This is a genomic window from Nocardioides sp. P5_E3 (assembly GCF_054049275.1).
On record NZ_JBFUMR010000047.1, the window covers coordinates 1 to 25,562 of the forward strand.

Below are 25,562 nucleotides of genomic sequence, written 5' to 3' on the forward strand. Positions count from 1 at the left end.
GTGTCCGCGGCGCCGGGTGCGAGCGCGACCCGGGTGCCGCGGCCCGCGACTGCGACGGTGGGCCGCGACGGCGACGTGGCCGCGGTCCTCTCCCTGCTCGAGGACCACCGGCTGGTGACGTTGCTCGGCATCGGTGGGGTCGGCAAGACCCGGCTGGCGGCCGAGGTGGCGCACGCCTGGGGCGAGGCCACCTCGCGACGGACCTGCTACGTCGACCTCACGAAGGTCGCGGACGCGGGGCTCGTCGCCGAGCTGGCCGTGAGCGAGCTCGGCATCCGCTCCGGCGACAACTCCAACGTGGTGCAGATGCTCGAGGAGGCGCTCCAGCGCCAGGACCTGCTGCTGGTCCTCGACAACTTCGAGCACGTGGTCGAGGCCGCCGACCTCGTGGCGGACATGCTGCAGTGGTCCACCGACCTGAGGGTGTTGGTGACCAGCCGGGCGCGGCTGCGCGTCGCCGGTGAGCACGTCCACGAGGTGCACCCCCTCGCCGTCGAGAGCAGCGAGGGATCCGGTGGCCTTGCGGACGCCGTCGCCCTCTTCGACCAGGTCGCCACCGCCGTCGACCCGCACTTCGAGCTGGCGCACCACACCGCGGACGTCGTGGCGATCTGCCGCGCAGTGGACGGCCTGCCGCTCGCGATCGAGATCGCCGGGGGACACCTGCGCACGCTCTCCCCGTCGCTGCTGCGCGAGCGGCTGACCAGCCGCCTGGGATCGGCGGCCGGCGCGGGGCGCGACCTGCCGGACCGGCAACAGACCATCCCGGCGACGATCGACTGGAGCCTGCAGCTGCTCGGCCCGGCGGAGCAGCGCCTGTTCGGGCTGTTCACGGTGTTCCACGGGGCCGTGCCGCTGGAGGCCGTGGAGGCGGTGTGGGCCGAGGGCGACGTGGTCGACCCGCTCAGCGTCCTGGTGGACCACAGCCTGGTGCGGCGTACGACCGGCTACCGCAACGAGCCGCGCTTCGGGATGCTCGCGCTCGTGCGGGACCACGCCGCCCGGTTGGTCGACGGGGACCGTGAGGCCGCCCGGGCCGGCCACGCGGCGTACTTCTCGTCCTGGCTCGACGACCTCTACGAGCGCCGCTGGACCGACGCGACCTACCGCTGGCTCGACGACATCAGCGAGATGCTGCAGGAGGTGCGGGCGGCGCACGCGTGGGCGGCGCGCACCGGCGACCTGCCGCTGACCGCGCGCATCACCGCGGCGCTGGGCGCCTACTGGTTCCTCGAGGGCAACCATGCCGAGGGGCTGCGCTGGATCGACGAGATGCTTGCCGTGGAGGACCGGCTCGACCCCTACATCTCGGCACGGATCCACCTGGCGGCCGGGTTCATGGCGTTCCCCTCCAGCCGTCCCGAGGCACGCACCCACTGGGAGCGCGCGACGGTCCTGTTCCGGGAGCTGGGGGAGACCCGGCTCGTGGCGTACGGGCTCGCCGTCACCTCGGCGACGTACATCGCGGACGTCGAGCAGACCGGGCTCGCCATGCGGACGAACGACGAGGCGCTCGCGCTGGGGCGCGGCGTCGGCAGTCCCGCGCTCGTCGCGCAGGTGCTCAACATCCGCGGTGAGCTGACGCGGGTCGCCGGGCGCGACGAGGAGGCCCGCGAGGCCTACGAGGAGGGCCTCCAGATCTCCGGCGACCTGGGCGACGAGATGTACGTCAGCGTGTTCCTCTCCAACCTCAGCTACCTGGCCGACCACCGCGGCGACCACGAGGAGGCCAGGCGGCTCACCCACCAGGCGCTGCGCATCTGCTGGTCGCAGGGCCGGCGGCTGATGGCGGCGTGGACCGTGTCCCAGCTGGCCGGGCCCGAGCACGCGCTGGGTCGCCCGGAGCTGGGGGCGGTGCTCGTCGGCGCGGGCGACGAGGCTCTGCGCGTCCTCGGCGCCCGGCGCCACCCGGGCGACGTGCCCGAGCACGACCGGGTGGTGGCCGCGCTCCGCAGCGCCCTGGGTGACGAGCGGTTCGAGGACCTGCGCGCCGAGGGTGCGCAGCTGACCCTCGACCAGGTCCTCGCCCGTGTCCTCGATGGCGACGGCGGTGTGGAGGAAGCTGTGCACGAACGTGTGGAGAAGTGCTGAGACCTGGGGACGGCGAGGCCCTCGCTGTGCACGACGCGCCGGAACCCGGAGTATGTGGAAAAAGCCTCGCCGAAGGCCTTGCGGACGGTGTGACGCAGGGCATAGAACTCTCCCTACGCAGCCCCGCAAGGGGAGGCGGGATGGCTCTGGAAGACGAGTCCGCACGACGGGAACCGGTACGCCGGGGAACGTCGCAGGCACCAGGTGATGAGGTGGCTGGGACGAGACGGAGAGAGCGATCGACCGGGAGCATCACCACGACCGGTCACCAGAAGGGCCCTTGGCGCTCATACCGGCGAGGGCCCTTCACCTATTTCACCTCTGTCGCCTGTGAGCGCGCCACCGCGCCGTCACCTGTGTCGATGCCCCGCGGTCGACGACCTCGCGCGGCCGCACGAGGTCCAGCCGTCGTCCAAGGTGCTTGCTGTGACGGTGACGCGGTAGGTGCCCGCGCGGTCCGCGACCGAGGCGCGGAAGCGCCCGTTCGGACTGGTCGTGACAGCAGCGACCCGGCGCCACGCCGATGCCGCGCGTCGTTGCAGGACGACTCGCTGGCCGCGGGCGCAGGACGGACTGCCCGTGGCGGACAGCGCTCCCTTGGCGACCAGGTGCTTGCGCATCGTCAGCATCACGGTGCGGTGGTGCACGGGGTCGCAGGCATCGCCGTGGCCGTCACCGTCGACGTCGCTCTGGTCGCGGTTGTTCCGTGCGGGACAGTTGTCCCTGCTGTCGGGCATGCCGTCGCCGTCACCGTCGACGATGGCTGGCGAGGTGGTCGGGGGCGTGGTCGGCGTGGTCGGCGTCGGCGGTGGTGTCGACGTTCCCGGATCGCTGCTGATGAGCGTGTCGAGGCTGCGGACGTCGTTGCCAGGGAGGGCATCGGACGCCGACGTGCCGGCCGTCGCGGTGACGTGCACGGTCGTGGGGACCGTCGGTGCCACGAGATGCAGAGTCACGTTGCGGTCGACCCCACGGCCGAGGGAACCAGCGGAGCAGACGAGCGAGCTGACTCCCAGGGTGCACGGCACCTGTGCCGTCACCGACCGGAAGGTGGCGCCACCGGACCAGTCGAGCCTCAGTGTGGCCGCTGGTGCCGCGTCCGGACCGCTGTTGCTCAGTCGCGCCTCGTAGGACAGGTCTTCCAGTGGAGGGGACGCAGTCGGACCGTCGAGGTCGGTGGAGACGTCGACCGACGTCACCGCCCTGCAGGACGATGTCCCGGTGGTGCACGGCTGCCAGTCGACGGACGAGACGGCTTCAGGCACCTCGGCACACCCCTCGTCGGTGCACACGTCGATGTTGCCCGGCTCGATCACCGTCGTGAACGCCCCGCCTCCAGCGGGCAGCGTGACCACAGCCGGATCGCCCGATGCGCCCACGTTGACGGTGGCGGCAAGCTTCGTGCCGTCCGGCGACCAGGCCACGCTGGTCCATCCTCGACGGTCCTGGGTGATCGCAGTGACGACACCAGTCGCAAGGGTCACGACGTAGAGGTTCGGGTGGTACTCGGGGCCCGGACCGCCGAAGCCGTGCTCGCAGTCCAGCGGCACGGGCCCTGCCACGACCGGGACGAGGGTGCACGGCTGGGCGATGAACGCAACCCTCGTGCCGTCGGGCGACCAGTCGAGCTGGTCCACGTAACCGTTGACATCGACCACCTTGACCCTGTCGGTGCCGTCCGCGTCGATGACCGAGATCCCGCCGGGATAGTCATCCGGGTCCGGTGAGGACGTGTTGTGGGACGAACCGAACGCGATCTTCGCGTCGGTCGGCGACCACCGGGCGATCCACTTGAAGGTGGGGATGCTCGTCAGCTGGGTGCGTCCGGTGCCGTTGGGAGCGATCGTCATGACCTGCTCGAAGCCGCTGAACGGACCCACGGGGCCGATGGGTGTCACGTAGACGAGCTTCGACCCGTCCCGTGACCACGACGCCTTGACCGCTTCGGTCGACACGACGGTGCGCCCCGTGCCGTCGGCGTTCAGCACCACGGTCGTGCCGGATTGCCCGAACTGCTCCTGCTCCCATGCCACGAGGCGGTTGCCGTCGGGCGACCACTCGGGGTGGAAGATCCCATTGCCGCCCACGTTCGTGAGGCGGTGGCGTCCACTGCCGTCGGGGTTGATCACGTACACCTGGTGGTCCGGCGAGTTCCCGCCCAGGCCACCGACGTAGCTGATCATCCCGTTCGGCCCGGGCCAGGTCGCCTCGGCGGGCGTGGTGACAAGTGTTGCGGTCAGGAGCACCCCGATGACTCCGGCTGCGAGATGTCTGCTGCGGTTCATCGGCAAGCCTCCTTTCGCACGGTAGGCCCACCGGTTGTCGGGCGTCATGCCCAAAACTGGTGGACTGATGGGACCGGTCGAAGGTCTCCTTCTCACCGGGTGCGGCGGGTGGTCACTTCTGCCAACGATCTGCCCTTCCGTCGGCAAACTCTGCCGTGGCCACCACGACGGCCGGATCGGTTGAATCGTCCCCATGAGCGCGCGGCGGATCAGGATCGGCATCGACACCGGGGGCACGTTCACCGACGTGGTCGCCTTCGACGAGGACTCGGGTGAGCTGGTCACCACGAAGACACCCAGCACGCCGGGCAACCCGGCAGACGGCTTCATCGCCGGCATCGAGAAGATCCTCGACATCGTCGGTGCCKGGGGCAGCGACATCACGGCCGTCTCGCACGGCACGACGGTGGCGACCAACAAGCTGCTCGAGGGCAAGGTCGAGGCGCTCGGCTTCATCACCACCGAGGGCTACGAGTTCATGCTCGAGATCGCCCGCCAGTCGGTGCCCGACGGCTACGGGAACTCCTACTTCTGGGTCAAGCCCGACCGCATCGTCCCGGCGGACCGCGTGCGCACGGTGGGTGGTCGTCTCGACTTCACCGGTGCGGAGATCCGTCCCTTCGACGAGGAGGCGGCCGTCGCGGCGGCCCGCTGGTTCAAGGACCAGGGCATCACCACCATCGGCGTCTGCCTGATCCACGCCTATGCCAACGACGCCCACGAGCTGCGGATGCGCGACATCCTGCGCCGCGAGCACCCTGACGCGATCGTCTCCATCTCGAGCGAGGTGCTGCGCGAGTACCGCGAGTACGAGCGCTCGATGACCACGCTCGTCGACGCGGCCGTGAAGCCCAACGTCAGCCGCTACGTCACCAACATCTCCGACCGGCTGCTCGGGTTCACCGGCAACGAGATCCCGTTCTACGTGATGAAGTCCAACGGCGGCGTGCTGTCGGCCGACGAGGTCGTCCACCAGCCGATCACCACGGTGCTGTCCGGCCCCGCGGCCGGCGCGCTGGGCGCCGCGCTCATCGCGAAGGTCGCCGGCTTTCCGAAGATCCTCACCTGCGACGGCGGCGGTACGTCGACCGACGTGTCCGTCGTCCTCGACGGCGAGCCGACCCTCACCACCGAGGGCACCGTCGGCGCCTACCCGAGCAAGATCCCGATGATCGACGTCGTGACCGTCGGCGCCGGTGGCGGCTCGATCGCCTGGCTGTCGCCCGAGGGCACCCTCAAGGTCGGCCCGCACTCGGCCGGCGCCGACCCGGGCCCGCTCTGCTACGCCAAGGGCGGCACCCAGCCGACCATCACCGACGCCCACGTCACCCTCGGCCGGATCCCTCCCCACCTGCTCGGCGGCGAGATCCCGCTCGACGTGGAGGCGGCCCGGACGGGCATCGCCGACCTCGCCGAGCAGCTCGGTCTCGACTTCGAGCGCTGCGCCACCGGCATCCTCGAGATCTCGGCCTGGAACCAGGCCAACGCCCTGCGGCAGGTCAGCGTCAAGCGCGGCCTCGACGTCCGCGACTTCATGCTGACCACCTTCGGCGGCTCCGGCTCGCTGCTGGCCTGCCGGCTCGTGGACATCCTCGACCTCGCCGGCGTCGTCGTACCCCCCAACCCGGGCAACGTGAGCGCCTTCGGCCTGCTGACGGTCGACGTGAAGAACGACTATGTCCAGACCCACGTCGCCAAGGAGTCGGCGCTCGACCACGCGGCCGTCCAGTCGATCCTTGACGACCTCACCGACCGGGCCCGGGAGGCGCTCGCCAAGGAGGGCTTCACCGCCGACCAGCACCGCTTCCAGCGCACCATCGACGTGCGCTACGTCGGGCAGGCCTTCGAGGTGCGGGTGGCCGCGCCGGAGGGCGCCGTCGACGAGGCGTACGTCGAGCAGGTGGCCGAGACGTTCCACAGCGAGCACCACCAGCTCTACGGATACGACTTCCGCGGCGACCGCGACCAGCAGGTCGAGTGGGTCAACCTCCGCGTGACCGGCATCGGCCCGATCACCCGTCCCGAGATCCCCACCCTCGACAAGGCCGAGGGCGACGTCCTCGAGCGCGCTGTCCGCAGCCGGCGCGAGGTCTGCTTCGACGCCGAGCAGGGCTACATCGACACCCCGGTCGTCTGGCGCGCCGACCTCGGCGCCGGCGACACCTTCAGCGGACCGGCCATCGTCGAGGAGTTCGGCTCGACCATCCCCGTCCACCCCGGCTTCGAGGTCGTGGTCGACGACTGGGCCAACCTCGTGATCCGGAAGGAGTCGGCCCGATGACCGACGTCAGCACCCGCGCAGTGGACCCGGCCTACGTCACCGCGAAGCCGGTGAACCCGGCCGGCCTGCCGACCGCCTACGAGCACGGCGGCCGCCTGACGGCCGAGGGGTCGAGCGTCGACCCGATCCTGGTCGAGATCGTCCAGGGCACGCTCGCCAGCGTCGAGATGGAGGTGGAGACCGCGATCGGTCGCACCAGCCGCTCGCCGATGATCCGCGACGCCCACGACTTCCGCGCGGGCATCCACGACCGCCAGCTGCGCAAGCTGACCGGCCGCTCCTACAGCGCGCTCGTGCACCCGATCGTGCGCGACTACCCGATCGAGGAGATGCGCGAGGGCGACGTCTTCTTCCACAACGACGTCTACGAGTCCGAGGGCGGCATCGGCCACCTGCCCGACCTGTGCGTCACCGTGCCGGTCTTCCACGAGGGCGAGGTCGTCGCGTTCGTGCAGGCCTTCGGCCACCACGACGACATCGGCGGTGCCGTCCCGGGCTCGATGCCCAGCAACGCGACCACCGTCTACGAAGAGGGGCTGGCCGTCCCGCCGATCAAGCTGTGGGACGCCGGCGTGCCCAACAAGTCGGCGCTGCGGATCATGACCCGCAATTCGCGGATGCCCGACAGCCTCGCCGCCGACCTCGACGCCGAGTGCTCCGCCTGCCTGATGGGCGCGCGCCGGCTCGGCGAGCTGTTCGAGCGCTACGGCCGCGACGCGATCGAGACGTCCTTCGACGCGATCCTCGACACGACGACCGAGACCTACCGCCGCGAGATCCTGTCCAAGATCCCCGACGGCACCTACGTCTGGGAGGACTACGCCGAGCACGACGGCGTCGACGAGCCGCAGCTGCACACCCAGCGGATCACCCTGACCAAGGTCAGCGACGCCCCCGCCGACCCGGAGAACGGCCGGCCCGCCGGGCCGCGGCTGATCATCGACTTCACCGGCACCAGCGCCCAGGCGAAGGGCCCGATCAACCACTGCGGCGACTACGTCGGCGGCAACTTCCTCAAGAAGTGGCTCGCGCCGATCCTGCGCAACCTCGCCGACACCCCGGAGCGGATGGCCGAGCTCGACGTCAACGAGGGCATCGTGCCGCTGATCGAGATGCGCTTCCCCGAGAAGGGCACCCTGCTCACGCCGATCCACCCCGGCCCGACCAACGCCCGCACCTTCGTGATCCTGCGGCTGCTCGGCGTGCTCGCCGGCGTCGTGGCCAAGGCCGTCGACGGCAAGATGCCCGCCGACCAGGAGACGATCCGCTACACCGGCGTCTACGGCAAGGACCTCGACGGCAACGACTACCTCATGCGCGAGGTGCTCGGCGGCGGCTCCGGCGGTCGCTACTACGCCGACGGCGAGGACACCATCCACGTCGTGCCCGACTCCCGCAACCTGCCGACCGAGTTCACCGAGTCGCGCTTCCCGTTCATCGTCGAGCGCCTCGGCCTGGCCCAGGACTCCGGCGGCGCGGGGGAGTTCCGTGGCGGCCTCGGCTACGAGAAGCACATCCGGATGCTCAAGGACGCGCACTTCATGTCCATCGCCGACCGCTCGATCCTGGCCTGCTGGGGCGTGCGCGGCGGCAAGGCCGGCATGCCGTTCCAGGTCGTCATCGACCCCGGCGGCCCCGACGAGCGCGAGGTCGACGCCCTCGCCGACGCCGAGGAGATCAAGGCCGGCCAGCTCGTCCGGATCCGGACGACGGGTGGCGGCGGCTGGGGTGACCCGCTCGCCCGCGACCCGGAGTCCGTCGTTCGCGACGTGGTCTGGCGCAAGGTGTCGGCCGAGGCCGCGCTGCGCGACTACGGCGTGGTGCTGACCGGCTCCCCCGACGACGGGACCCTGGGCTTCGACGACGCGGCCACGTCTGCCGAGCGCGCGGGTCGGGCCGCCTGGAGCAAGGACGACGACGCGTTCTTCGACCGTGGACCGGGCTACGCCTCGCTGGCCGACGGCGCGGCCTTCGCCGAGGTCGACCGGGTCTGACGGGGCTGATGGTGGCGCGCGTCGCGGTCCTCGGCGGGCACGGCAAGACCGGGCGCGCGGTGTGCTCGGCGCTGGCCGACCGCCGCGTCGACGCCCGCCCGTTGGGGCGTGCCGACTGGCCGGACCTCGCGTCGGCGGTGGCCGGCTGCGAGGCGGCGTACGTCATCGCGCCCAACCTGCACCCCGACGAGCCGGCCTACGTCGCCTCCGCGCTGGCCGCGCTGGCCGGCGCCGGGGTCGAGCAGGTGGTCTACCACTCGGTCGCCTCGCCCTACGCGCCCGCGATGCCGCACCACGTCGGCAAGGCGGTCAGCGAGGACCTGGTCCGGCGCAGCGGGCTCGGGTGGACGATCCTCCAGCCCGGCGCCTACCTGCAGAACCTCGACCTCACCGGTCCGGTCGACCTGCCCTACTCGCCCGACGTCCGGTTCGGCTTCCTCGACCTCGCCGACCTCGGTCGCGCCGCGGCCGTCGTCCTGACCGAGCCCGGCCACGGGGGAGCGACGTACGAGCTCGCGACGCGCGTCGCGACCGTCCGTGAGCTCGCCGACGAGGCGGGTGTCCCGGTGCGTCGGGTCGCCGACCCCGGCGCCCACTCCTGGCTGTCGGCGATGTTCGCCTACTACGACGACCACGGGCTGCCCGTGGGCACGCACGTGCTGGACGCGCTGGTGCGGCGGCGCTGACCAGCCGCGCGCAATTGCAGGTGCGGCCGCGCGTCCCGTGCGGTGGAATGCCTGCATGGGTGGAGTGGACGAGCCGGGGCTGCCGACGCTGTACGAGTGGGCGGGCGGCCTCGACCCGCTGCGCCGGATGATCGACTCCTTCTACGACCGCGTCGAGGCAGACGACGCCTTGGCCGGCTTCTTCCCCGGAGGGGTCTCGCAACGGCACCGGGAGCACGTCACCGACTGGTGGGCCGAGGTGCTCGGCGGCCCGACGACCTACACCGATCGGCACGGCGGCTACGAGTCGATGCTCCGCCACCACGTGGGGCTCGACATCACCCCGGCGCAGCGGCACCGCTTCGCCGCCACGATGAGCCTTGCCGCCGACGACGCGGACCTCCCGGCCGACCCGGAGTTCCGCGCGGCGATCATCGGCTACCTCGAGTGGGGCACCCGGCTGGCGATGGAGAACTCCCGGCCGGGAGCGCAGGTCGTGGAGCAGGCGCCCACACCGCGGTGGGGCTGGGGCGTCGCGCCGCCCTACCAGGGATGAACGGGGAGGAGCGCCGGATGGCCTCGCACGACACGTACGCCGACCTCGGTGAGGCGGCCTGGCGGTGGGTGCTGGACCAGGTGCGGTGGGACGACGGGCCCTGGATCCCCGAGTCCGTGCCTCACGACGGCGGCCCGCCCGAGGAGCGCGACGGCATGCACAGCGGCATCGGCGGGCTCGCCCACGTGCTGGCGGAGGTCCGCGAGACCAGGGCGTGGACCGAGGAGGAGCAGGCGCTGGCCGACGGGATCGTCGACCGCGTCCGACGCGGACTCCCGACCACGGAGACGTACTCCTACTTCGACGGCCTGGTCAGCGACCTCGGGGTGCTCAGCGCGCTGGGGGCCGAGGGGCACGGGGAGGCGATCGCCCGGCTGGCCGAGCTCGCCACCGACGACGGCTGGGAGCAGCCGTGGATGGCGCCCCCGCGGTTCCCCCCGCACACCCGCATCAACGACGTCACCCTGGGCACGGCGGGCAACCTCCTCGGCGCGGTGTGGGCGCACCGGCACGGCACCCCGGGCGCGGCCGAGCTGGCCCACCGCACGGCCGACCTCCTGCTGGCGGAGGCGGAGCCGACCGAGGCCGGGACCAACTGGCCCTTCGTGCCGTGGCGCTACACGGAGCAGGTGCGGGCCGAGCGCGGGGACCGGCAGATGCCCAACTGGTCGCACGGGCTCGCCGGGATCGCGGCCTCCCTCGCCGTTGCCGGCGTCGAGCTCGACCGGCCGGTCCTGGTGGACGCGGCGCGCAGCGGCGCGGAGCACCTCGTCACCCTCGGTGACACGAGCGACGGCGGATTCGTGGCACCCCACGTGATCCCGCCGGAACCCGACATGGACGAGGTGACCTACAGCTGGTGCCACGGCCCGACCGGCACCTCGCTGCTGTTCACCGCGCTGGAGCACGCCGGAGTCGCTGCGGTCGCGGGGGAGACGCCGGCGCAGTGGCACCGCCGCTGCCTGCATGCGATCCGCACCTCGGGCATCCCCGAGCGCCGCCACCCGGGCTTCTGGGACAACGACGGCCGCTGCTGCGGCACCGCCGGCGTGGGCGAGGTGTTCCTCGACGCCTGGCAGCGGCTCGGGGTCGACGACGACGTCGCCTTCGCGCAGGTGCTCGGCGACGCCCTCGTGGACCGCGCGGTCGTGGACGGTGACCGCGCCTGCTGGCGCTTCACCGAGCACCGCAACGACGACCCCCTGCTCCCGCCCGGCGTCGGCTGGATGCAGGGTGCGGCCGGCATCGCGGCGTACCTCATGCGGCTCGCCCGCGTCCTGCGCGAGGGACGTACGACGCCCGCGGTCGCGCGCCTCGACACCTGGTGGAACCTGCCGTGAGCTCACGTGCCCTGATCTTCGGGTCCGCGGCGTCGGACTACGAGCGGTTCCGCCCCGCCTACCCCGCCGCGGTGGTCGACGAGGTCCTGGCGTACGCCGGGCGTGCCGTCGCGAGTGCGTTGGAGATCGGTGCGGGGACGGGCAAGGCCACGCGCGTGTTCGCGGCGCGCGACATCGCGGTGACGGCAACCGAGCCCGACGCTGCGATGCTCGCCGTGCTCGGGAGGCACGTCCCCGATTCGGTGCGCACCGTGCGGGCGACGTTCGAGGACGTGCCGATGACCACGCGGTACGACCTCGTCTACGCGGCTGCTTCCCTGCACTGGACCCGGCCCGAGGGCCGCTGGGAGCGCGTCGCCTCGCTGCTCGTGCCGGGCGGGGTGTTCGCATCGTTCGGGGGACCGGTGCGCCTGGCCGATCCGGCCCTGGAGGAGGCGTTGTGCAGCGCACGCGAGCCGTACCTCGCCGACGACGAGGTGCCGCCACCGGACGGCACTCCCGCGGACAGCCTCATGCAGTGGCCCGGATCCGAGCTGGAGGCGTCCGAGTGGTTCGACGACGTCCGTCAGGTCCTCGTCGAGCGCCGGAGCACAGTTCCTGCTGCCGACTTCGTGGGCCTGCTGTCGACGGTGTCGGCCTACCTCGGGCTCGACCCCGCCGTCCGCGGCATCGTGATGCAGCGGATCCACGACGTCCTTCCCGAGCAGGTCGACGTGGTCGGCGACATCACCCTTCACCTCGCCCGGCTCGCCAGCGACGCCTGACCGCCGGTCCTAAGGCTCGATGAGCCCGGCCCGGATCGCGTAGCGCGTCAGCTCGACCCGGTCGCGCATCCCGAGCTTGCCGAGGATGTTGGCGCGGTGCCCCTCGACGGTCTTGAGCGCGATGTGCAGGTCCTTGGCGATCTCGCGCGACGAGCGGCCCTCGGCGATCAGCTTGATCACCTGGTCCTCGCGTGCGGTGAGCACCGACGTCGGCACCCGCTCGCCGCGACGCATCCGGTCGAGGTAGTCGCGCACGAGCGTGCTCTCGGCGCCGGGGTAGAGGAAGGTCTCGCCGCGCATCGCCGCCCGGCAGGCGCCGACGAGGTCCTCGTCGGCGACGGACTTGAGGACGTACCCGCTCGCGCCGGCCTTGAGGGCGCCGAAGAAGTACTGCTCGTTGTCGTGCATCGACAGCATGAGGATCTTGGGAGGCTTGCGGCGCTGCGCGATCTCGGCGGCCGCCTGCAGCCCGGTCATCCGGGGCATCGCGATGTCGAGCACGACGAGGTCGACCTCGGTGTCGCGCACCCGCTCGACGGCCTCGGCGCCGTCGGCCGCCTCGGCGACGACGGACAGGTCGGGCTCCTGCTCGAGGATGAGGCGTACGCCGCGGCGCACGAGCGTGTGGTCGTCTGCCAGCAGGATCCGGATCACGCGTTCGCCTCCGTGGTCGTGTCGACGGGCACCTTGAGCCGCACCGTGGTGCCGTGGCGCGGCTGGCTGATCACCGACAGCTCGGCGCGGACCAGTGCGGCGCGCTCACGCATCCCCATCAGCCCCGACCCCTCGGTGAGGCCGGTGAAGCCGCGGCCGTCGTCGCGCACCTCCARCACGACGTGGGCGCCGAGGCGTTGCATTGAGAGCTCGACGGAGCGGGCGTCGGCGTGCCGGGCGGCGTTGGTGAGCGCCTCCTGGGCCACCCGGTAGACCACCACCTCGGCCTCCGGGCTCAGCGCCGGCAGGCCGGGTGCGAAGGAGCGGCGCACCGACGCGGAGCTGTGGTCGGCGAACTCGGTCGCCAGCGCGGCCAGGGCGCTCGCCAGGCCGAGGTCCTCCAGGACTCCCGGCCGCAGCCGCCGCGCCACCCGGCGTACGTCGTCGAGGCCGGCGCGGGCACTCTCGCGGACCGCCGCCAGCTCGGGCACCAGCGCGGGCGGCGACTGCGACTCCAGCTGCTTGAGGCCCAGCAGGACGACCGTCAGGCTCTGCCCGACCTCGTCGTGCAGCTCCTGGGCGATGCGGTGCCGCTCGGCCTCCTGTGCGGCAAGCGCCCGTGCGTCCCCGGTGCGGCGCTCCTCGGCGAGGCGGGCGAGGAGCCCGTTGACGCTGCGCGCGATGCCGAGGACCGGGCCGGACCCCTCCTCGGGGAGCTCGGTCGGCTCCAGGTGCTCGATGCCCTCGAGCCGTGCGATGAGGCGGTGCAGCGGCGCGAGTGCCCAGCGGATGAGGAGAGCGTTGGTCAGGATCATCACCACCAGCCCGGCGCCGATCACGACGAACTCCGACGGCACGGCGTCGGCCGAGACGCGGGCGGGGGAGAGGAGCAGCAGCAGCGCCGCGACCACGAGCACGACGCCGTTGATCAGACAGATCGTCCAGAACAGCGGGAGGTGGCCGGGCAGACGCATGTCACCAACCCTCCCATCCCCAGCCGTTCCAGATGGGGTCAGGCACCCATGGTCGCGACCACCCGGTCCGCGAAGACTTCGTGGCATGCCGCCACCGGACGAGAACACCGCCGTCGACCCGACCGGCGCGGCGTGGGTGGTCTGGCTGGTGATCGTCGGGCCGGGCCTGCTGTTCGCCACGCTGACGTGCGTACGCCGTGTGGCTCCCGGCGAGCTCGTGCTCGTGGTCCGGCAGGGCGAGGTCGTGCGCGTCCGGCGCAACGGCTTCGTCGCCCGCTGGCCGGGCCTCGAGCGGTTCGAGACCGTGACGACCGACCCGCGGGTGGTGCCGCTGGTGATCCGCTCGCGGACCAGCGACGGCGTCGACGTCGTCGCCCTCGCCGACCTGACGGTGCAGGTGCGCGACGTCGAGCCGGGCACGGCGTACGTCCCGCCGGCGCAGGCCGCGCGGCTCGCCGAGGACACCGTCGCCCGCGCCGTCGAGCAGCTCGAGGTGGAGTCGCTCGTCGACGACCTCGAGGCCCTCGAAACGCGGTGGCCCGGCCAGCTCACCCGGCTGCTGCCGGTCGGCACCGCGGCCACCGCCCTGGCGGTCACCGAGGTCGAGGCCCGGCTCACCGGCGGCGCAGCATGAGCGACACCCCCTACCTCCTCGAGGTGGCGGTGTCCGTCGCCCTCATCGCCTCCGCGATCGGCTTCGCCGTCGGGCTCGCGATCGGGCGCGGACGCCAGCCGCGCTGGCAGGAGAAGGGCAGCTTCGTGCACAAGGTGTCGATCGGCTTCGCCACCCTCGACCGGCTCGACGCGGTCCTGCTGCGCTTCGAGGTCGAGCCCGCCTCGCGGCTGTCCGGCGTCGAGGTCGGCGAGCTGCGGCTTCCGCCCGGGTCGGGCGTCGCCATCCTCGCGCGCGGGAAGGAGGTGCTCGTCCCAGACGCCCGCACCGGCCTGCGCACCGGCGACCAGGTCCTCGTCGTCGCCGCCCTCGGCCAGGTCGCCCAGGTGGAGGAGCGGCTGCGGTCGGTCAGCCGCTACGGCCGGCTCGCCAGCTGGGCCGAGGACACGGACGACCCGGCGCGCTCGGCCCGCTCCTTCGGCGTGCCCAGGCGGGTCGCGTGATCCTGACCTCCGCCGCCCTGGCGGTCTTCATCGTCGCGTACGCCCTCATCGCGACCGAGCGTGTCCACCGCGTCGCTGCCGCCCTCGGCGGCGTGGCCGGCATGGTCGTCATCGGCCTCGTCGACGCCCGGACGGCCTTCTTCGAGGAGCACACGGGCGTCGACTGGAACGTCATCTTCCTGCTCTTCGGGATGATGATCATCGTCGGCGTGCTCAAGCAGACCGGGCTGTTCGAGTTCCTGGCGCTGTGGGCGGCGCAGCGCTCCGGCGGGGAGCCCTACAAGCTGCTCGTGCTGCTGGTGCTGATCACTGCCGCCGTCTCGCCGATCCTCGACAACGTGACGTGCGTGCTGCTCGTCGCGCCGGTCACGCTGTCGGTCTGCCGGAGGCTCGGCCTACCGCCCGCGCCGTACCTCATCTCGCTGATCCTGGCCTCCAACATCGGCGGCATGTCCACCCTCATCGGCGACCCGCCCAACATCATCATCGGCAGCCGGGCCGGGCTGAGCTTCGTCGACTTCCTCGTGCACTCGCTGCCGCTGACGATCATCCTGCTGGCGCTGTTCGTCGTGATGGCGCGCTGGCTCTTCCGCAAGGACCTCGACCACGAGGTCGACGTCCACGGGCTCGACGACCTGCGACCGGCCGAGGCGATCACCAACCTCCGGATGCTGCGCCGGTGCCTGGTTGTGCTGTTCCTGGTGATGATCGCGTTCGGCCTGCACACCGTGCTGCACCTCGACCCGTCGGTCGTGGCGATGATGGGCGCAGGCGCCATGGTGCTGGTCTCGCGGACCGAGCCCGAGGAGTTCCTCGAGGAGGTCGAGTGGGACACCCTCGCCTTCTTCATGGCGCTGTTCGTGCTGGTCGGCGCGCTGGTGCAGGTCGGCGTCATCGGTGCGATCGGCGAGTGGGCGGCGGAGGCGATGGGCGACCGCGAGCTGCTCGGCGCGACGGCCCTGCTCTTCGGTTCGGGCGTGATCGGCGCCTTCGTCGACAACATCCCCTACACGACCGCCACGGTGCCGATCGTCGAGGACATGGTCGCGACGACGGCGACGTCCGGTGCGGACAGCCCGCTGTGGTGGGCCTTCGTCTTCGGCGCGGACCTCGGCGGCAACGCCACCGCGGTCGCGGCCGGCGCCAACGTCGTCGTGCTCGGCATCGCCGCCAAGGCGGGGGAGCCGATCAGCTTCTGGGGCTTCACCAAGTACGGCGTCGTGGTGACCGTCGCGACGCTGCTGGTCGCCTGGGTCTACGTCTACCTCCGCTACTTCGCCTGGGCGTAGCGTCGGCAGCCCCTCGCCAGCCACGGCAGCGCGGCGCACACTGGGTCGATGGACGAGGACGTCGCGCAGATGGGTCGCGAGGAGCTGGTCACCGAGGTGCTCGCGCTCCGGGCGGCGATCCGGACACACCGGGACAGCTCCGGGCACGACCTGTGCTGGCACCACCCCGACCTGTGGGGCACGCTCCCCGAGCGCGTTGCCCCCGAGATCGCCGTCCCGCCGTGGCCGAGGTTCATGCGCGGGTGCGTGGCCTACCGGCAGTCGCTCGACGACCAGGCGCCTGGGGCTGCGACCCACGACGCGGAGTACGACGACCTCATGCGCTGATCGCGGCGGCCGTTGTCAACATCTGCTCAGCAACCCGCGCGCACCTGACATCTGTTGCCGGTGGTGAGGGTGCGCCAGATCACTACGGTTGCCGCATGAGGGTCCTGCTCGCACTCGGTGGCAACGCGATGACGAACGCCGACGGCCGGGCGCGCCCCGAGGACCAGATCGAGGCGGCCCAGGTCGCGATGGCCGCGGTCGCCGGTCTGCTCGAGCACGACCACGACGTCGTCATCACCCACGGCAACGGCCCCCAGGTCGGCAACCTGCTCGTCAAGAACGAGCTCGCCGCGAGCGTCGTGCCCCCGGTCCCGCTGGACTGGTGCGGCGCGCAGACCCAGGCCACGCTCGGCTTCGTGCTGATGGACGCGCTCGACCACGAGCTCGCCGCGCGGGGGATCGACCGACGCAGCGCCGCCCTCGTCACCCGCACGCTGGTGGACGCCGCCGACGAGGGCTTCACCCGTCCGACCAAGCCGATCGGGCGCCACCTGCCCGAGGCCGAGGCCCGGGTGCTCGTCGACCACGGCGAGACATGGGAGGACCGCGGCGAGAAGGGGTGGCGCCGCGTCGTCGCCTCGCCCGAGCCGCAGGAGATCCTCGACGCCCCGGCCGCGGTCGCCCTGATCGAGGCCGGCTACGTCGTCGTCGCCAACGGTGGCGGCGGCATCCCGCACGTACGCCGTCCCGACGGCTCGCTGGCCGGTGTCGAGGCCGTCATCGACAAGGACCTCGGCGCAGCCCTGCTCGCCCGCACCACCGGTGCCGACGTGCTCGTCATCGCCACCGACGTGCCCAACGCCGTGATCCGCTGGGGCGAGCCCGACGCCGAGCCCCTGGGCCGGATCACCGTCGAGCAGCTGCGCGCCCACGCCGCCGACGGCCACTTCGCGTCCGGCTCGATGGGGCCCAAGGTCGACGCGGTCTGCCGCTTCGTCGAGACCACCGGCGGCACCGGCGTCATCACCAGCCTCGACCAGATCACCGCGGCGGTCGCCGGCGACGCCGGCACCGTCGTCGTACCCCGATAACTCCCACCGAGAAGGAAGCAGCTGACATGCCCAGCGCCATCGAAGTCCGCAAGGTCCCCATCCACTCCGTGGCCGACGCCTCCGAGCTGACGAAGCTCGTCGACGACGGCGTCATCGCCGCCGACCGGGTCTTCGCGATCATCGGCAAGACCGAGGGCAACGGCGGCGTCAACGACTACACCCGGATCATCGCCGACCGCGCGTTCCGCGAGGCGCTGGTCGCCAAGGGCGCCGACCCGGAGCAGGTCAAGGGCATCCCGATCGTCTGGTCCGGCGGCACCGACGGTGTGATCAGCCCGCACGCCACGATCTTCGCCACCACCGACGTCCCCGAGGACGACCCGTCGCGCGAGGAGATGCGGCTGACCGCGGGCTTCGCGATGAGCGAGGCGATCCTGCCCGAGGAGATCGGCTACACCGCGATGATCGAGAAGGTCGCGGCCGGCGTGAAGGTCGCCATGGAGCGTGCCGGGATCACCGACCCCGCCGACGTGCACTACGTGCAGACCAAGACCCCGCTGCTGACCATCCACACCATCCGCGACGCCAAGGCCCGCGGCAAGAAGGTGTGGACCGAGCACACTCACGAGTCGATGGACCTCTCCAACGGCGTCACCGGCCTCGGCATCGCCGTCGCCCTCGGCGAGATCGAGATGCCCACCGACGCCGACGTGATGCACAGCCGCGAGCTCTACTCCTCGGTCGCCTCCTGCTCCTCGGGCGTCGAGCTCGACCAGGCGCAGATCGTCGTCGTCGGCAACGCCAAGGGCGTCGGCGGCCGCTACCGCATCGGTCACTCGGTGATGAAGGACGCCCTGGACGCCGATGGCATCTGGGACGCGATCCGGACCGCCGGCCTCGACCTGCCCGAGCGCCCGCGCACCAGCGACCTCGACGGCAAGCTGGTCAACGTCTTCCTCAAGTGCGAGGCCAGCCAGGACGGCATGGTCCGTGGGCGCCGCAACGCGATGCTCGACGACTCCGACGTGCACTGGCACCGCCAGATCAAGGCGTGCGTCGGCGGCGTCACCGCCGCCGTCACCGGCGACCCGGCGGTCTTCGTGTCGGTCTCCGCCGCCCACCAGGGCCCCGAGGGTGGCGGCCCGGTCGCCGCGATCGTCGACCTGGGCTGAGGTTTCGTCCACACCCTCCGCGGGGCCGGCAGGACACTGTCGGTCCCGCGTGATGGGGTGTACTCGTGAACGCCCCGACCACCCGCTACCGGCTCGTCCGGCCCGACCGCGAGGTCGTGGTGCCCGAGCTCGACGAGCACCAGCAGCGCGTGGTCGACCACGAGGGTGGCCCGCTCCTCGTCCTCGCCGGTCCCGGCACCGGCAAGACCACGACGCTCGTCGAGGCGATCGTCGACCGGATCGAGCACCGAGGCGCCACGCCCGACTCCGTCCTCGCCCTCACCTTCTCCCGCAAGGCCGCCGAGCAGCTGCGTGACCGGGTCACCGCTCGCGTGGCGCGCACGACGTCGGCCGCCGCGTGCTCGACGTTCCACTCCTTCGCCTACGCGCTGGTCCGCAAGTACGCCCCGGCCGAGCTCTACGAGGGGGCGATCCGGCTGCTCTCGGCTCCCGAGGCCGACGTGGTGCTGCGCGAGCTGCTCCGCGACAACCCCGAGTCGGTCGTGTGGCCCGAGCAGCTGCGCCGGGCGGCCGGCACCCGCGGCTTCGTGCGCGAGGTGCAGGCGGTGCTTGCCCGGGCGCGCGAGAAGGGGCTCGACCCCGCCGGCCTGCGCGCTCTCGGCATCGAGCACGACCTGCCCGAGCTGATCGCGGCCGGGCTGTTCCTCGAGCAATACCTGACGGTGCTCGACAACCTCGGCGCCACCGACTACGCCGACCTGATCCGGCGCGCGGTCATCGAGGCCGAGGCGCACCGCGACGAGCTCCGGGCACGCTACGCGCACGTCTTCGTGGACGAGTACCAGGACACCGACCCGGGCCAGGTCGCACTGCTGCGCGCCATCGCCGGTGACGGTCGCAACCTCACCGTGGTGGGGGATCCGCACCAGTCGATCTACGGGTTCCGCGGCGCCGACGTGCGCGGCATCCTCGACTTCCCGGGCAGCTTCGCGACCTCGAGCGGCTCGCCCGCCCCGGTCGTCGTGCTCCGGCGCACCCGCCGGTTCGGGCCGCGCATCCTGCTCGGCGCCGGCCGCGTCGCCGGCCGGCTGACCCTCACCGGCAGCATCTCCGCCGAGGCGCGCGAGGCCTTCCTGTCACCCGAGGCCGTGCCGGGGCCGCAGGGCGACGGCCGGGTCGAGGTCGTCACCTACGACACCGAGCGGGCCGAGGCCGAGCGGCTGGCCGACCTGCTGCGCCGGGCGCACCTCGAGGACGGCATCGCCTGGGACCGGATGGCGGTGCTGGTCCGCTCCGGCCGCACCAGCATCCCCCCGCTGCGGCGGGCGCTGGCCGGTGCCGGCGTGCCCGTCGAGGTGGCGTCCGACGACCTGCCACTCGTCCACGACCCGGCCGTGCTGCCGCTCCTCGGCGCGCTGCGCGCGGTGGTCAACCTCGACAACGACGACCCCGACTCGCCCGACTTCCTCGACCCCGGGCGCATCGAGTCGCTCCTCCTCTCGCCGCTCGGCGGGCTCGACGCCTCCGACCTCCGCGCGCTCGTCCGCCGGCTCCGCACCCGCGAGAAGGAGCTGGCAGACGCCACGGCCCGGCGCACGAGCCGCGAGTTCCTGCGGCTCGCCGTGGTCGAGGAGGGCTTCCTCGAGGGCCTCGACGGTCACGACGTCGAGCGCGCCGCTGCCCTGGCCGCGCTGCTGCACGCGGGGGCCCGGATGCTCGCCGACAGGTCGAGCGTCGAGGACGTGCTGTGGCACTTCTGGTCGGAGACGTCCTGGCCACAGCGGTTGCGTCGCCAGGTCGACCTCGGCGGAGCGGGTGCCCGCCGGGCGCACCGCGACCTCGACGCGATCGTCGCGCTCTTCGAGCTCGCCTCACGCGTGGTCGACCAGCGTGAGCACATCGGCGTCAAGGCGTTCTTCGCCAACCTGGTCGAGCAGCAGCTGCCCGCCGACACGCTCGCGGAGCAGGGCGCCCGCGGCAAGGCGGTCCGGCTGCTCACCGCCCACCGATCCAAGGGCCTCGAGTGGGACCTGGTCGTCGTCGCCCACGTCCAGCAGGAGGGCTGGCCCGACCTGCGCCGCCGCACCACGCTGCTCGGCGCCGACCGGATCGGCGTCGACGCGTCCGGCCACCCCGACCTCGTCCCGCCGGTCACCGCACGCGCGCTCCTGATGGAGGAGCGCCGCCTGTTCTACGTCGCGTGCACCCGGGCCCGCCGACGACTGGTGGTGAGCGCAGTGAAGTCGCCCGACGACGACGGCGAGCAGCCCTCGCGCTTCCTGGAGGAGCTCGGCGTGACCATCGAGCACCATGACGGCCGGCCGGCGCGTCCGTTGTCGCTCGGCGGGCTCGTGGCCGAGCTGCGTCGCCACGCCGCCGACCCCTCCGTGTCGCCTGCGCTCCGCGAGGCCGCCGCCCGCCGCCTGGCGGCGCTCGCGGCCGAGGAGGTCGACGGTCGCCAGCTCGTGCCGACCGCCGACCMGTCGACCTGGTGGGGCACCCGCAGCGCGACCCGCTCGATCGAGCCGATCCGCGACCCCGAGCGGCCGGTCCCGGTCTCCGCCAGCATGCTCGACTCGATCCTGCTCTGCCCCGCGCAGTGGTTCTTCGAGCGCGAGGCCGGGGGCGTCTCGGCCGTGCACCAGTCCGCCAACCTCGGCCAGATCCTGCACGCCCTCGCCGAGCGCGTGGCCGTCGGCGAGCTGCCGGCCGAGGTCGACCCGATGATGGCCGAGGTCGAGGCGGTCTGGGACCGGCTCGCCTTCCGCACGCCGTGGTCGCGCCAGCGCGAGCTGGCCCGGATCCGCAAGGCCGTGGGCCGCTTCGTCCAGTGGCACCTCGACAACCCGCGCGAGGTCCTCGGCGCCGAGCAGCGCTTCCAGAGCGTCGTCGACGTCGACGGCCGCCCCGTCATGCTCACCGGCTTCGCCGACCGGCTCGAGATCGACGACTCCGGCCGGGTGGTCGTCGTCGACTTCAAGAGCGCCAAGGCCGCGCCGTCCGGGCCGTCCGTCGCGGGCAACCTCCAGCTCGCGCTCTACCAGTACGCCGTCGACGCGGGCGCCCTCGACGAGGCGGCCGGTCGCGCCATGGCGTCCGGCGGCGCCGAGCTCGTTCAGCTCGGCATCGACGACGACTCCCCGAGCGCCAAGGTCCAGGGCCAGCCGGCCCACGACCCGGACGGTGCCGAGCGCACGGTCCTCCGCCAGGGGCTCGCCCGCGCGGCCGCCCTGGTGCGCGCCGAGAACTTCCCCGCGACGGCCGGCCCGCACTGCCGCGACTGCCCGTTCGTCGCCATCTGCCCGGCCAAGGGCGCAGGGAGCGTGACCGTCCAGTGAGCGAGCCGACGCAGACCGAGCGCGCGTTCACGCCGATCCGTCTCGACACCGCCGAGGACCTCCGGGTCCTGATGAAGGCCGAGCACGCCGCGAGCGACGAGCAGTGGGCCGCGATCACCGCACCGCTGCGACCGACCGTCGTGGTCGCCGGCGCCGGCAGCGGAAAGACCACCCTCATGGCGCAGCGCGTGGTGTGGCTGGTCGCGACCGGCAAGGTCCGTCCCGAGGAGGTGCTCGGCCTGACCTTCACCACCAAGGCCGCCGCCGAGCTGCGGCAGCGCGTCACCGCCGCCCTCGGCGCCGCCGGGCTCCTCGACCGCTCGGTCGTCGTCGAGGGGGAGGACGTCCTCGAGCCGACCGTCGCGACCTACCACGCCTACGCCGCCAACCTCCTCACCGACCACGGCCTCCGCATCGGTCACGAGCCCGACACCCGGGTCGTCTCCGACGCCTCGCGCTACCAGCTCGGCGCCCGCGTCATCGAGCGGTTCACGGGCCACATCGAGCTGCTGACCGATCATCCCGCGACCGCCATCCAGAACCTCCTCGCCCTCGACGGCGCGATGAGCGAGCACCTCGTCGACGAGGACGACGTACGCCGCACGGACGAGGAGGCCCGCCGCGGCTTCGAGCGGGCGATCGCGGAGGAGCAGGCGGGCAAGGCCCGCAAGACCTACCTCGAGCCGCCCGCCAAGGCGGTCAACGCCATCGACCGGCGGGCCGAGCTGCTCCAGCTCGTCCGCGGCTACCGCACCCTCAAGGCCGACCTCGGCCTGATGGACTTCGGCGACCAGATCGCCCTCGCCGCACGACTGGTCGACGACCAGCCCGAGGTGGGCGAGCTCGAGCGGGCGCGGTTCAAGGTGGTGCTGCTCGACGAGTACCAGGACACCTCCGTCGCGCAGGCCACGATGCTGGCCCGGCTGTTCTCCGGCCCCGACGACGACCACGGGCTCGGCCACCCGGTCATGGCCGTCGGCGACCCCAACCAGGCGATCTACGGCTGGCGGGGCGCCTCGGTGTCCAACATCCTGAACTTCGCCGACACCTTCCCCGCCACCGACGGCGAGCCCGGCCGGCTCCCGCTGACCGTCAACCGTCGCTCCGACCGGAGGATCCTCGAGGTCGCCAACCGGCTCGCCGCCCCGCTGCTCGAGGCCTACGGCGACAAGGTCGCCCGGCTGCGCGCGTCCGCGATCGCGGGGGAGGGACTCGTCGAGACCCACGTCCACGAGCGGGCGCTCGACGAGCTCGACTGGCTGGCCGGCGCCGTCAAGCAGGCCCACGGCACCGGGAAGGCCTGGTCCGACATCGGCGTGCTCAGCCGTGACAACGCCCAGGCAGAGGAGGTCTACGACACCCTCACCTCCGCGGGCATCCCGGTCGAGATCGTCGGCCTCTCGGGTCTGGTCCGGCTCCCGGAGGTCGCGGAAGTCGTGGCGACGCTGACCCTGCTGCACGACGTCACCGCCAACACGTCGATGCTCACCCTGCTCACCGGTCCGCGCTGGGCGATCGGCCCCCGCGACCTGCGGCTGCTCGCCCTGCGGGCCGCGGAGATCGCCGGCGTCCGCGGTCGCAAGGAGGCCGCGACGGTCGCCGACCAGCTGCTCCAGATCGCCGACGGCATCGACGCCTCCGAGCTGCCCGCGCTCAGCGACGCCATCGAGGCGCCCGGCGAGGCGTCGTACTCGTCCGAGGCGCTCGGCCGGTTCGCGCTGCTCGCCACCGAGCTGCGCCGGCTGCGCGCCCACGTCGGCGACCCGCTGCTCGACGTGGTGCGCCGGATCATCGACACGACCGGCGTCGACGTCGAGCTCGCCTCGGCCACCTCGCCAGCGGCCTCCGCGCGTCGCGACAACCTCGACCTGTTCGTGAAGGCCGTGGCCGAGTTCCAGTCCGTCGACGGCGACGTGACGTTGCCGGCGCTGCTGGCCTACCTCACCGCGGAGGACGACCAGGGCAACGGCCTCGACGTCGCCACCCCGACCGCGGCCGACTCGGTCAAGCTGCTGACGGTCCACCGCGCCAAGGGCCTCGAGTGGTCGTCGGTCTTCTGCGTCGGGGTGGGGGAGACCCGTTTCCCGAGCAACCGTTCCCGCACCCTCTGGACATCCTCTCCAGCCGTGCTCCCCGCGCCGCTGCGGGGCGACCGCGCCGACCAGCCGCAGCTCGCCGGGCACGACAAGGCCGCGCTCGACGCCTACCGCGCGGCGACCAAGGCCCACGACGCCGAGGAGGAGCTGCGCCTGGGCTACGTCGCCTACACCCGCGCTGCCCACCACCTCGCCGTCACGTCCTACGTCTGGGGCCAGCGCGCGACGCCCTTCGGGCCCTCGGACTACCAGCGCGTGGTCCGCGACCAGCTCGAGGAGTGGGGCGAGCGCGTCGAGCACTGGATCGAGAAGCCCGCCCCCAAGTCGCCCAACCCCAACGACGACGTCGACCCGTCCCGCCCCTGGCCGGTGCCGGGCCCGGGGGAGGAGGCGGCCCGCCGGATCGCGGCCGCCGAGCTGGTCCGCACGATCGATCGCACCGCTCCCGACGAGGGCCTCGACATGGTCGAGGCCGCCCGGGTCGCCGAGTGGGACGACGACCTCGTCCAGCTGATCAGGGAGGCACGCGCGGAGCGGTCGACGTCGATCGACCTGCCGCTGCCGAGCAGCCTGTCCGCCACCTCGATGGCGCGGCTGCGCGACGACCCCGAGACGTTCGCCCGCGAGCTCGCCCGGCCGATGCCGCGACCGCCGGCGCCCGCGGCGCGGTTCGGCACCGCCTTCCACGCGTGGGTCGAGGACCGGTTCGGCCAGCAGGCCCTCATCGAGCCCGACGAGCTGCCCGGCCGCGCCGACGCCGGCATCGACGACGAGGCCGACCTCGGCGAGGTGGTCAAGCGCTTCGAGGACGGTCCCTTCGGCGACCGCGCCCCCCACGCCGTCGAGGCGCCGTTCGCCCTCGTCCTCGCAGGCCAGGTCGTCCGCGGCCGGATCGACGCGGTCTACGCCGAGCCCTCCGACTCGGCCGCCGACTTCCTCGTCGTCGACTGGAAGACCAACCGCAACGAGACCGCCGACCCGCTCCAGCTCGCCCTCTACCGCCTCGCCTGGTCCGAGCTCACCGGCACGCCCCTCGAGCGCGTCCGGGCGGCGTTCCACTACGTCCGCTCCGGTCGCACCATCGAGCCGACCGACCTCCCCGACCGGGGCGCCCTCGAGAAGCTGCTCGCTGAGGTCTGACCCGCCCGATCGGTGCCAGGGCGGGTTTCGCGCGCCGAGAACCCTCCTCACGCACCGCCAGCGGTGTCTCACCCACCTTCCAGCCCGGAGGAAGGTGGCTCACCCACCGCCGTCCGGCGCGGCGTACGCCGACAAGCGGGGGAGCGGTGTCCCACCCATTCCAGCCCGGAGGAAGGTGGCTCACCCACCGCCGCCCGGCGCGTCGTACGCCGACACGCGAACCAGCGGTGTCCCACCCACATTCCAGCCCCTTGGGTTCAAGGTCTGGATGCAACACCTTGTGATGAAGGGGTGTTTGTGATGGCGGCTCGGCGGGTGTTTCCGCAGCAGGTTCGTCGTGAGTTCTGGGGTCTTGTACGCGGGGGGCTGACGGTCGCGGAGGCGGCGCAGAGGGTTGGCGCGTCGCGGTTCGCGGGGATGGATTGGTACCGCGAGCGTGGTGGGGTGATGCCCCCGTGCGATCCGCCGGCGAGACTCAGGCCGCGTCTGAGTTTCGAACAGCGTGAAGAGATCGCGGTGCTCCATGC

18 protein-coding genes and 1 pseudogene are annotated in these 25,562 nt (G+C 72.5%); 16 read left to right on the top strand and 3 right to left on the bottom strand.

Annotated features, from left to right (window positions below):
* A partial coding sequence (locus ACXJKB_RS21505; RefSeq protein WP_457192058.1) for an ATP-binding protein occupies positions 1 to 2,091 on the top strand: 2,091 nt, incomplete at its 5' end.
* 350 nt (positions 2,092 to 2,441) lie between these two features.
* Here the strand turns inward: ACXJKB_RS21505 and ACXJKB_RS21510 are convergent.
* Entirely contained in the window at positions 2,442 to 4,376 is a 1,935-nt protein-coding gene (locus tag ACXJKB_RS21510; RefSeq protein ID WP_457192060.1) for a TolB family protein, read from the bottom strand.
* A gap of 193 nt (positions 4,377 to 4,569) precedes the next feature.
* Between ACXJKB_RS21510 and ACXJKB_RS21515 the strand changes: the two genes are divergently transcribed.
* From ACXJKB_RS21515 to ACXJKB_RS21540, 6 genes are read left to right on the top strand one after another with little or no spacing between them, the layout of a single operon-like run.
* Complete coding sequence (locus ACXJKB_RS21515; protein WP_457192062.1) at positions 4,570 to 6,657, top strand: hydantoinase/oxoprolinase family protein; 2,088 nt, start codon at positions 4,570 to 4,572, stop codon at positions 6,655 to 6,657.
* Positions 6,654 to 8,651 carry a hydantoinase B/oxoprolinase family protein gene (locus ACXJKB_RS21520; protein ID WP_457192064.1) on the top strand — a complete coding sequence of 666 codons (1,998 nt, stop codon included), beginning with the start codon at positions 6,654 to 6,656 and terminating at the stop codon, positions 8,649 to 8,651. The genes ACXJKB_RS21515 and ACXJKB_RS21520 overlap by 4 nt, the downstream gene beginning before the upstream one ends.
* A gap of 11 nt (positions 8,652 to 8,662) precedes the next feature.
* The gene (locus ACXJKB_RS21525; protein WP_457192066.1) at positions 8,663 to 9,337 is read left to right on the top strand and encodes an SDR family oxidoreductase; all 675 of its coding nucleotides are present in this window, start codon (positions 8,663 to 8,665) and stop codon (positions 9,335 to 9,337) included.
* 55 nt (positions 9,338 to 9,392) lie between these two features.
* Positions 9,393 to 9,872 carry a group II truncated hemoglobin gene (locus ACXJKB_RS21530; RefSeq protein WP_457192068.1) on the top strand — a complete coding sequence of 160 codons (480 nt, stop codon included), beginning with the start codon at positions 9,393 to 9,395 and terminating at the stop codon, positions 9,870 to 9,872.
* Positions 9,873 to 9,889: 17 nt separating this feature from the next.
* Positions 9,890 to 11,212 carry a lanthionine synthetase LanC family protein gene (locus tag ACXJKB_RS21535; protein ID WP_457192070.1) on the top strand — a complete coding sequence of 441 codons (1,323 nt, stop codon included), beginning with the start codon at positions 9,890 to 9,892 and terminating at the stop codon, positions 11,210 to 11,212.
* Positions 11,209 to 11,976, top strand: coding sequence for a class I SAM-dependent methyltransferase (locus tag ACXJKB_RS21540; RefSeq protein ID WP_457192072.1), 768 nt, complete (start codon positions 11,209 to 11,211; stop codon positions 11,974 to 11,976). The genes ACXJKB_RS21535 and ACXJKB_RS21540 overlap by 4 nt, the downstream gene beginning before the upstream one ends.
* A 9-nt stretch (positions 11,977 to 11,985) precedes the next feature.
* On the opposite strand, the gene ACXJKB_RS21545 is transcribed toward ACXJKB_RS21540, so the two are convergent.
* Positions 11,986 to 12,630, bottom strand: coding sequence for a response regulator (locus tag ACXJKB_RS21545; RefSeq protein ID WP_457192074.1), 645 nt, complete (start codon positions 12,628 to 12,630; stop codon positions 11,986 to 11,988).
* Entirely contained in the window at positions 12,627 to 13,604 is a 978-nt protein-coding gene (locus ACXJKB_RS21550; protein WP_457192076.1) for a sensor histidine kinase, read from the bottom strand. The genes ACXJKB_RS21545 and ACXJKB_RS21550 overlap by 4 nt, the downstream gene beginning before the upstream one ends.
* 85 nt (positions 13,605 to 13,689) lie before the next feature.
* On the opposite strand from ACXJKB_RS21550, the gene ACXJKB_RS21555 reads away from it, so the two are divergent.
* From ACXJKB_RS21555 to ACXJKB_RS21595, 9 genes and pseudogenes are all read left to right on the top strand, one after another.
* Positions 13,690 to 14,238, top strand: a complete 549-nt coding sequence (locus ACXJKB_RS21555) for an SPFH domain-containing protein (protein ID WP_457192078.1) — start codon at positions 13,690 to 13,692, stop codon at positions 14,236 to 14,238.
* A complete protein-coding gene (locus ACXJKB_RS21560) occupies positions 14,235 to 14,720 on the top strand; it encodes a TrkA C-terminal domain-containing protein (RefSeq protein ID WP_457192080.1) in 486 nt (161 codons plus the stop codon). Before ACXJKB_RS21555 ends, ACXJKB_RS21560 begins: the two co-directional genes overlap by 4 nt.
* A complete protein-coding gene (locus ACXJKB_RS21565; protein ID WP_457192082.1) occupies positions 14,717 to 16,009 on the top strand; it encodes an ArsB/NhaD family transporter in 1,293 nt (430 codons plus the stop codon). The genes ACXJKB_RS21560 and ACXJKB_RS21565 overlap by 4 nt, the downstream gene beginning before the upstream one ends.
* Positions 16,010 to 16,057: 48 nt before the next feature.
* Positions 16,058 to 16,336 carry a hypothetical protein gene (locus ACXJKB_RS21570; RefSeq protein WP_457192084.1) on the top strand — a complete coding sequence of 93 codons (279 nt, stop codon included), beginning with the start codon at positions 16,058 to 16,060 and terminating at the stop codon, positions 16,334 to 16,336.
* A gap of 95 nt (positions 16,337 to 16,431) precedes the next feature.
* Entirely contained in the window at positions 16,432 to 17,367 is a 936-nt protein-coding gene (locus ACXJKB_RS21575) for a carbamate kinase (protein WP_457192086.1), read from the top strand.
* 26 nt (positions 17,368 to 17,393) lie between these two features.
* Entirely contained in the window at positions 17,394 to 18,500 is a 1,107-nt protein-coding gene (gene bar, locus ACXJKB_RS21580) for a barbiturase (RefSeq protein ID WP_457192088.1), read from the top strand.
* A gap of 65 nt (positions 18,501 to 18,565) precedes the next feature.
* A complete protein-coding gene (locus ACXJKB_RS21585; protein WP_457192090.1) occupies positions 18,566 to 21,799 on the top strand; it encodes an ATP-dependent helicase in 3,234 nt (1,077 codons plus the stop codon).
* Positions 21,796 to 25,035, top strand: coding sequence for a UvrD-helicase domain-containing protein (locus ACXJKB_RS21590; protein WP_457192092.1), 3,240 nt, complete (start codon positions 21,796 to 21,798; stop codon positions 25,033 to 25,035). Before ACXJKB_RS21585 ends, ACXJKB_RS21590 begins: the two co-directional genes overlap by 4 nt.
* 315 nt (positions 25,036 to 25,350) lie before the next feature.
* A pseudogene (locus ACXJKB_RS21595) lies at positions 25,351 to 25,562 on the top strand (IS30 family transposase); the annotation flags it as partial.

Excerpts from the sequence above, each read along its gene's own strand:
- ACXJKB_RS21530 (WP_457192068.1), top strand. The coding sequence starts at position 9,393 with ATGGGTGGAGTGGACGAGCCGGGGCTGCCGACGCTGTACGAGTGGGCG.
- ACXJKB_RS21555 (WP_457192078.1), top strand. The coding sequence starts at position 13,690 with ATGCCGCCACCGGACGAGAACACCGCCGTCGACCCGACCGGCGCGGCG.
- ACXJKB_RS21575 (WP_457192086.1), top strand. The coding sequence starts at position 16,432 with ATGAGGGTCCTGCTCGCACTCGGTGGCAACGCGATGACGAACGCCGAC.
- ACXJKB_RS21510 (WP_457192060.1), bottom strand. The coding sequence starts at position 4,376 with ATGAACCGCAGCAGACATCTCGCAGCCGGAGTCATCGGGGTGCTCCTG.
- ACXJKB_RS21520 (WP_457192064.1), top strand. The coding sequence starts at position 6,654 with ATGACCGACGTCAGCACCCGCGCAGTGGACCCGGCCTACGTCACCGCG.
- ACXJKB_RS21560 (WP_457192080.1), top strand. The coding sequence starts at position 14,235 with ATGAGCGACACCCCCTACCTCCTCGAGGTGGCGGTGTCCGTCGCCCTC.
- ACXJKB_RS21535 (WP_457192070.1), top strand. The coding sequence starts at position 9,890 with ATGGCCTCGCACGACACGTACGCCGACCTCGGTGAGGCGGCCTGGCGG.
- bar (WP_457192088.1), top strand. The coding sequence starts at position 17,394 with ATGCCCAGCGCCATCGAAGTCCGCAAGGTCCCCATCCACTCCGTGGCC.
- ACXJKB_RS21570 (WP_457192084.1), top strand. The coding sequence starts at position 16,058 with ATGGACGAGGACGTCGCGCAGATGGGTCGCGAGGAGCTGGTCACCGAG.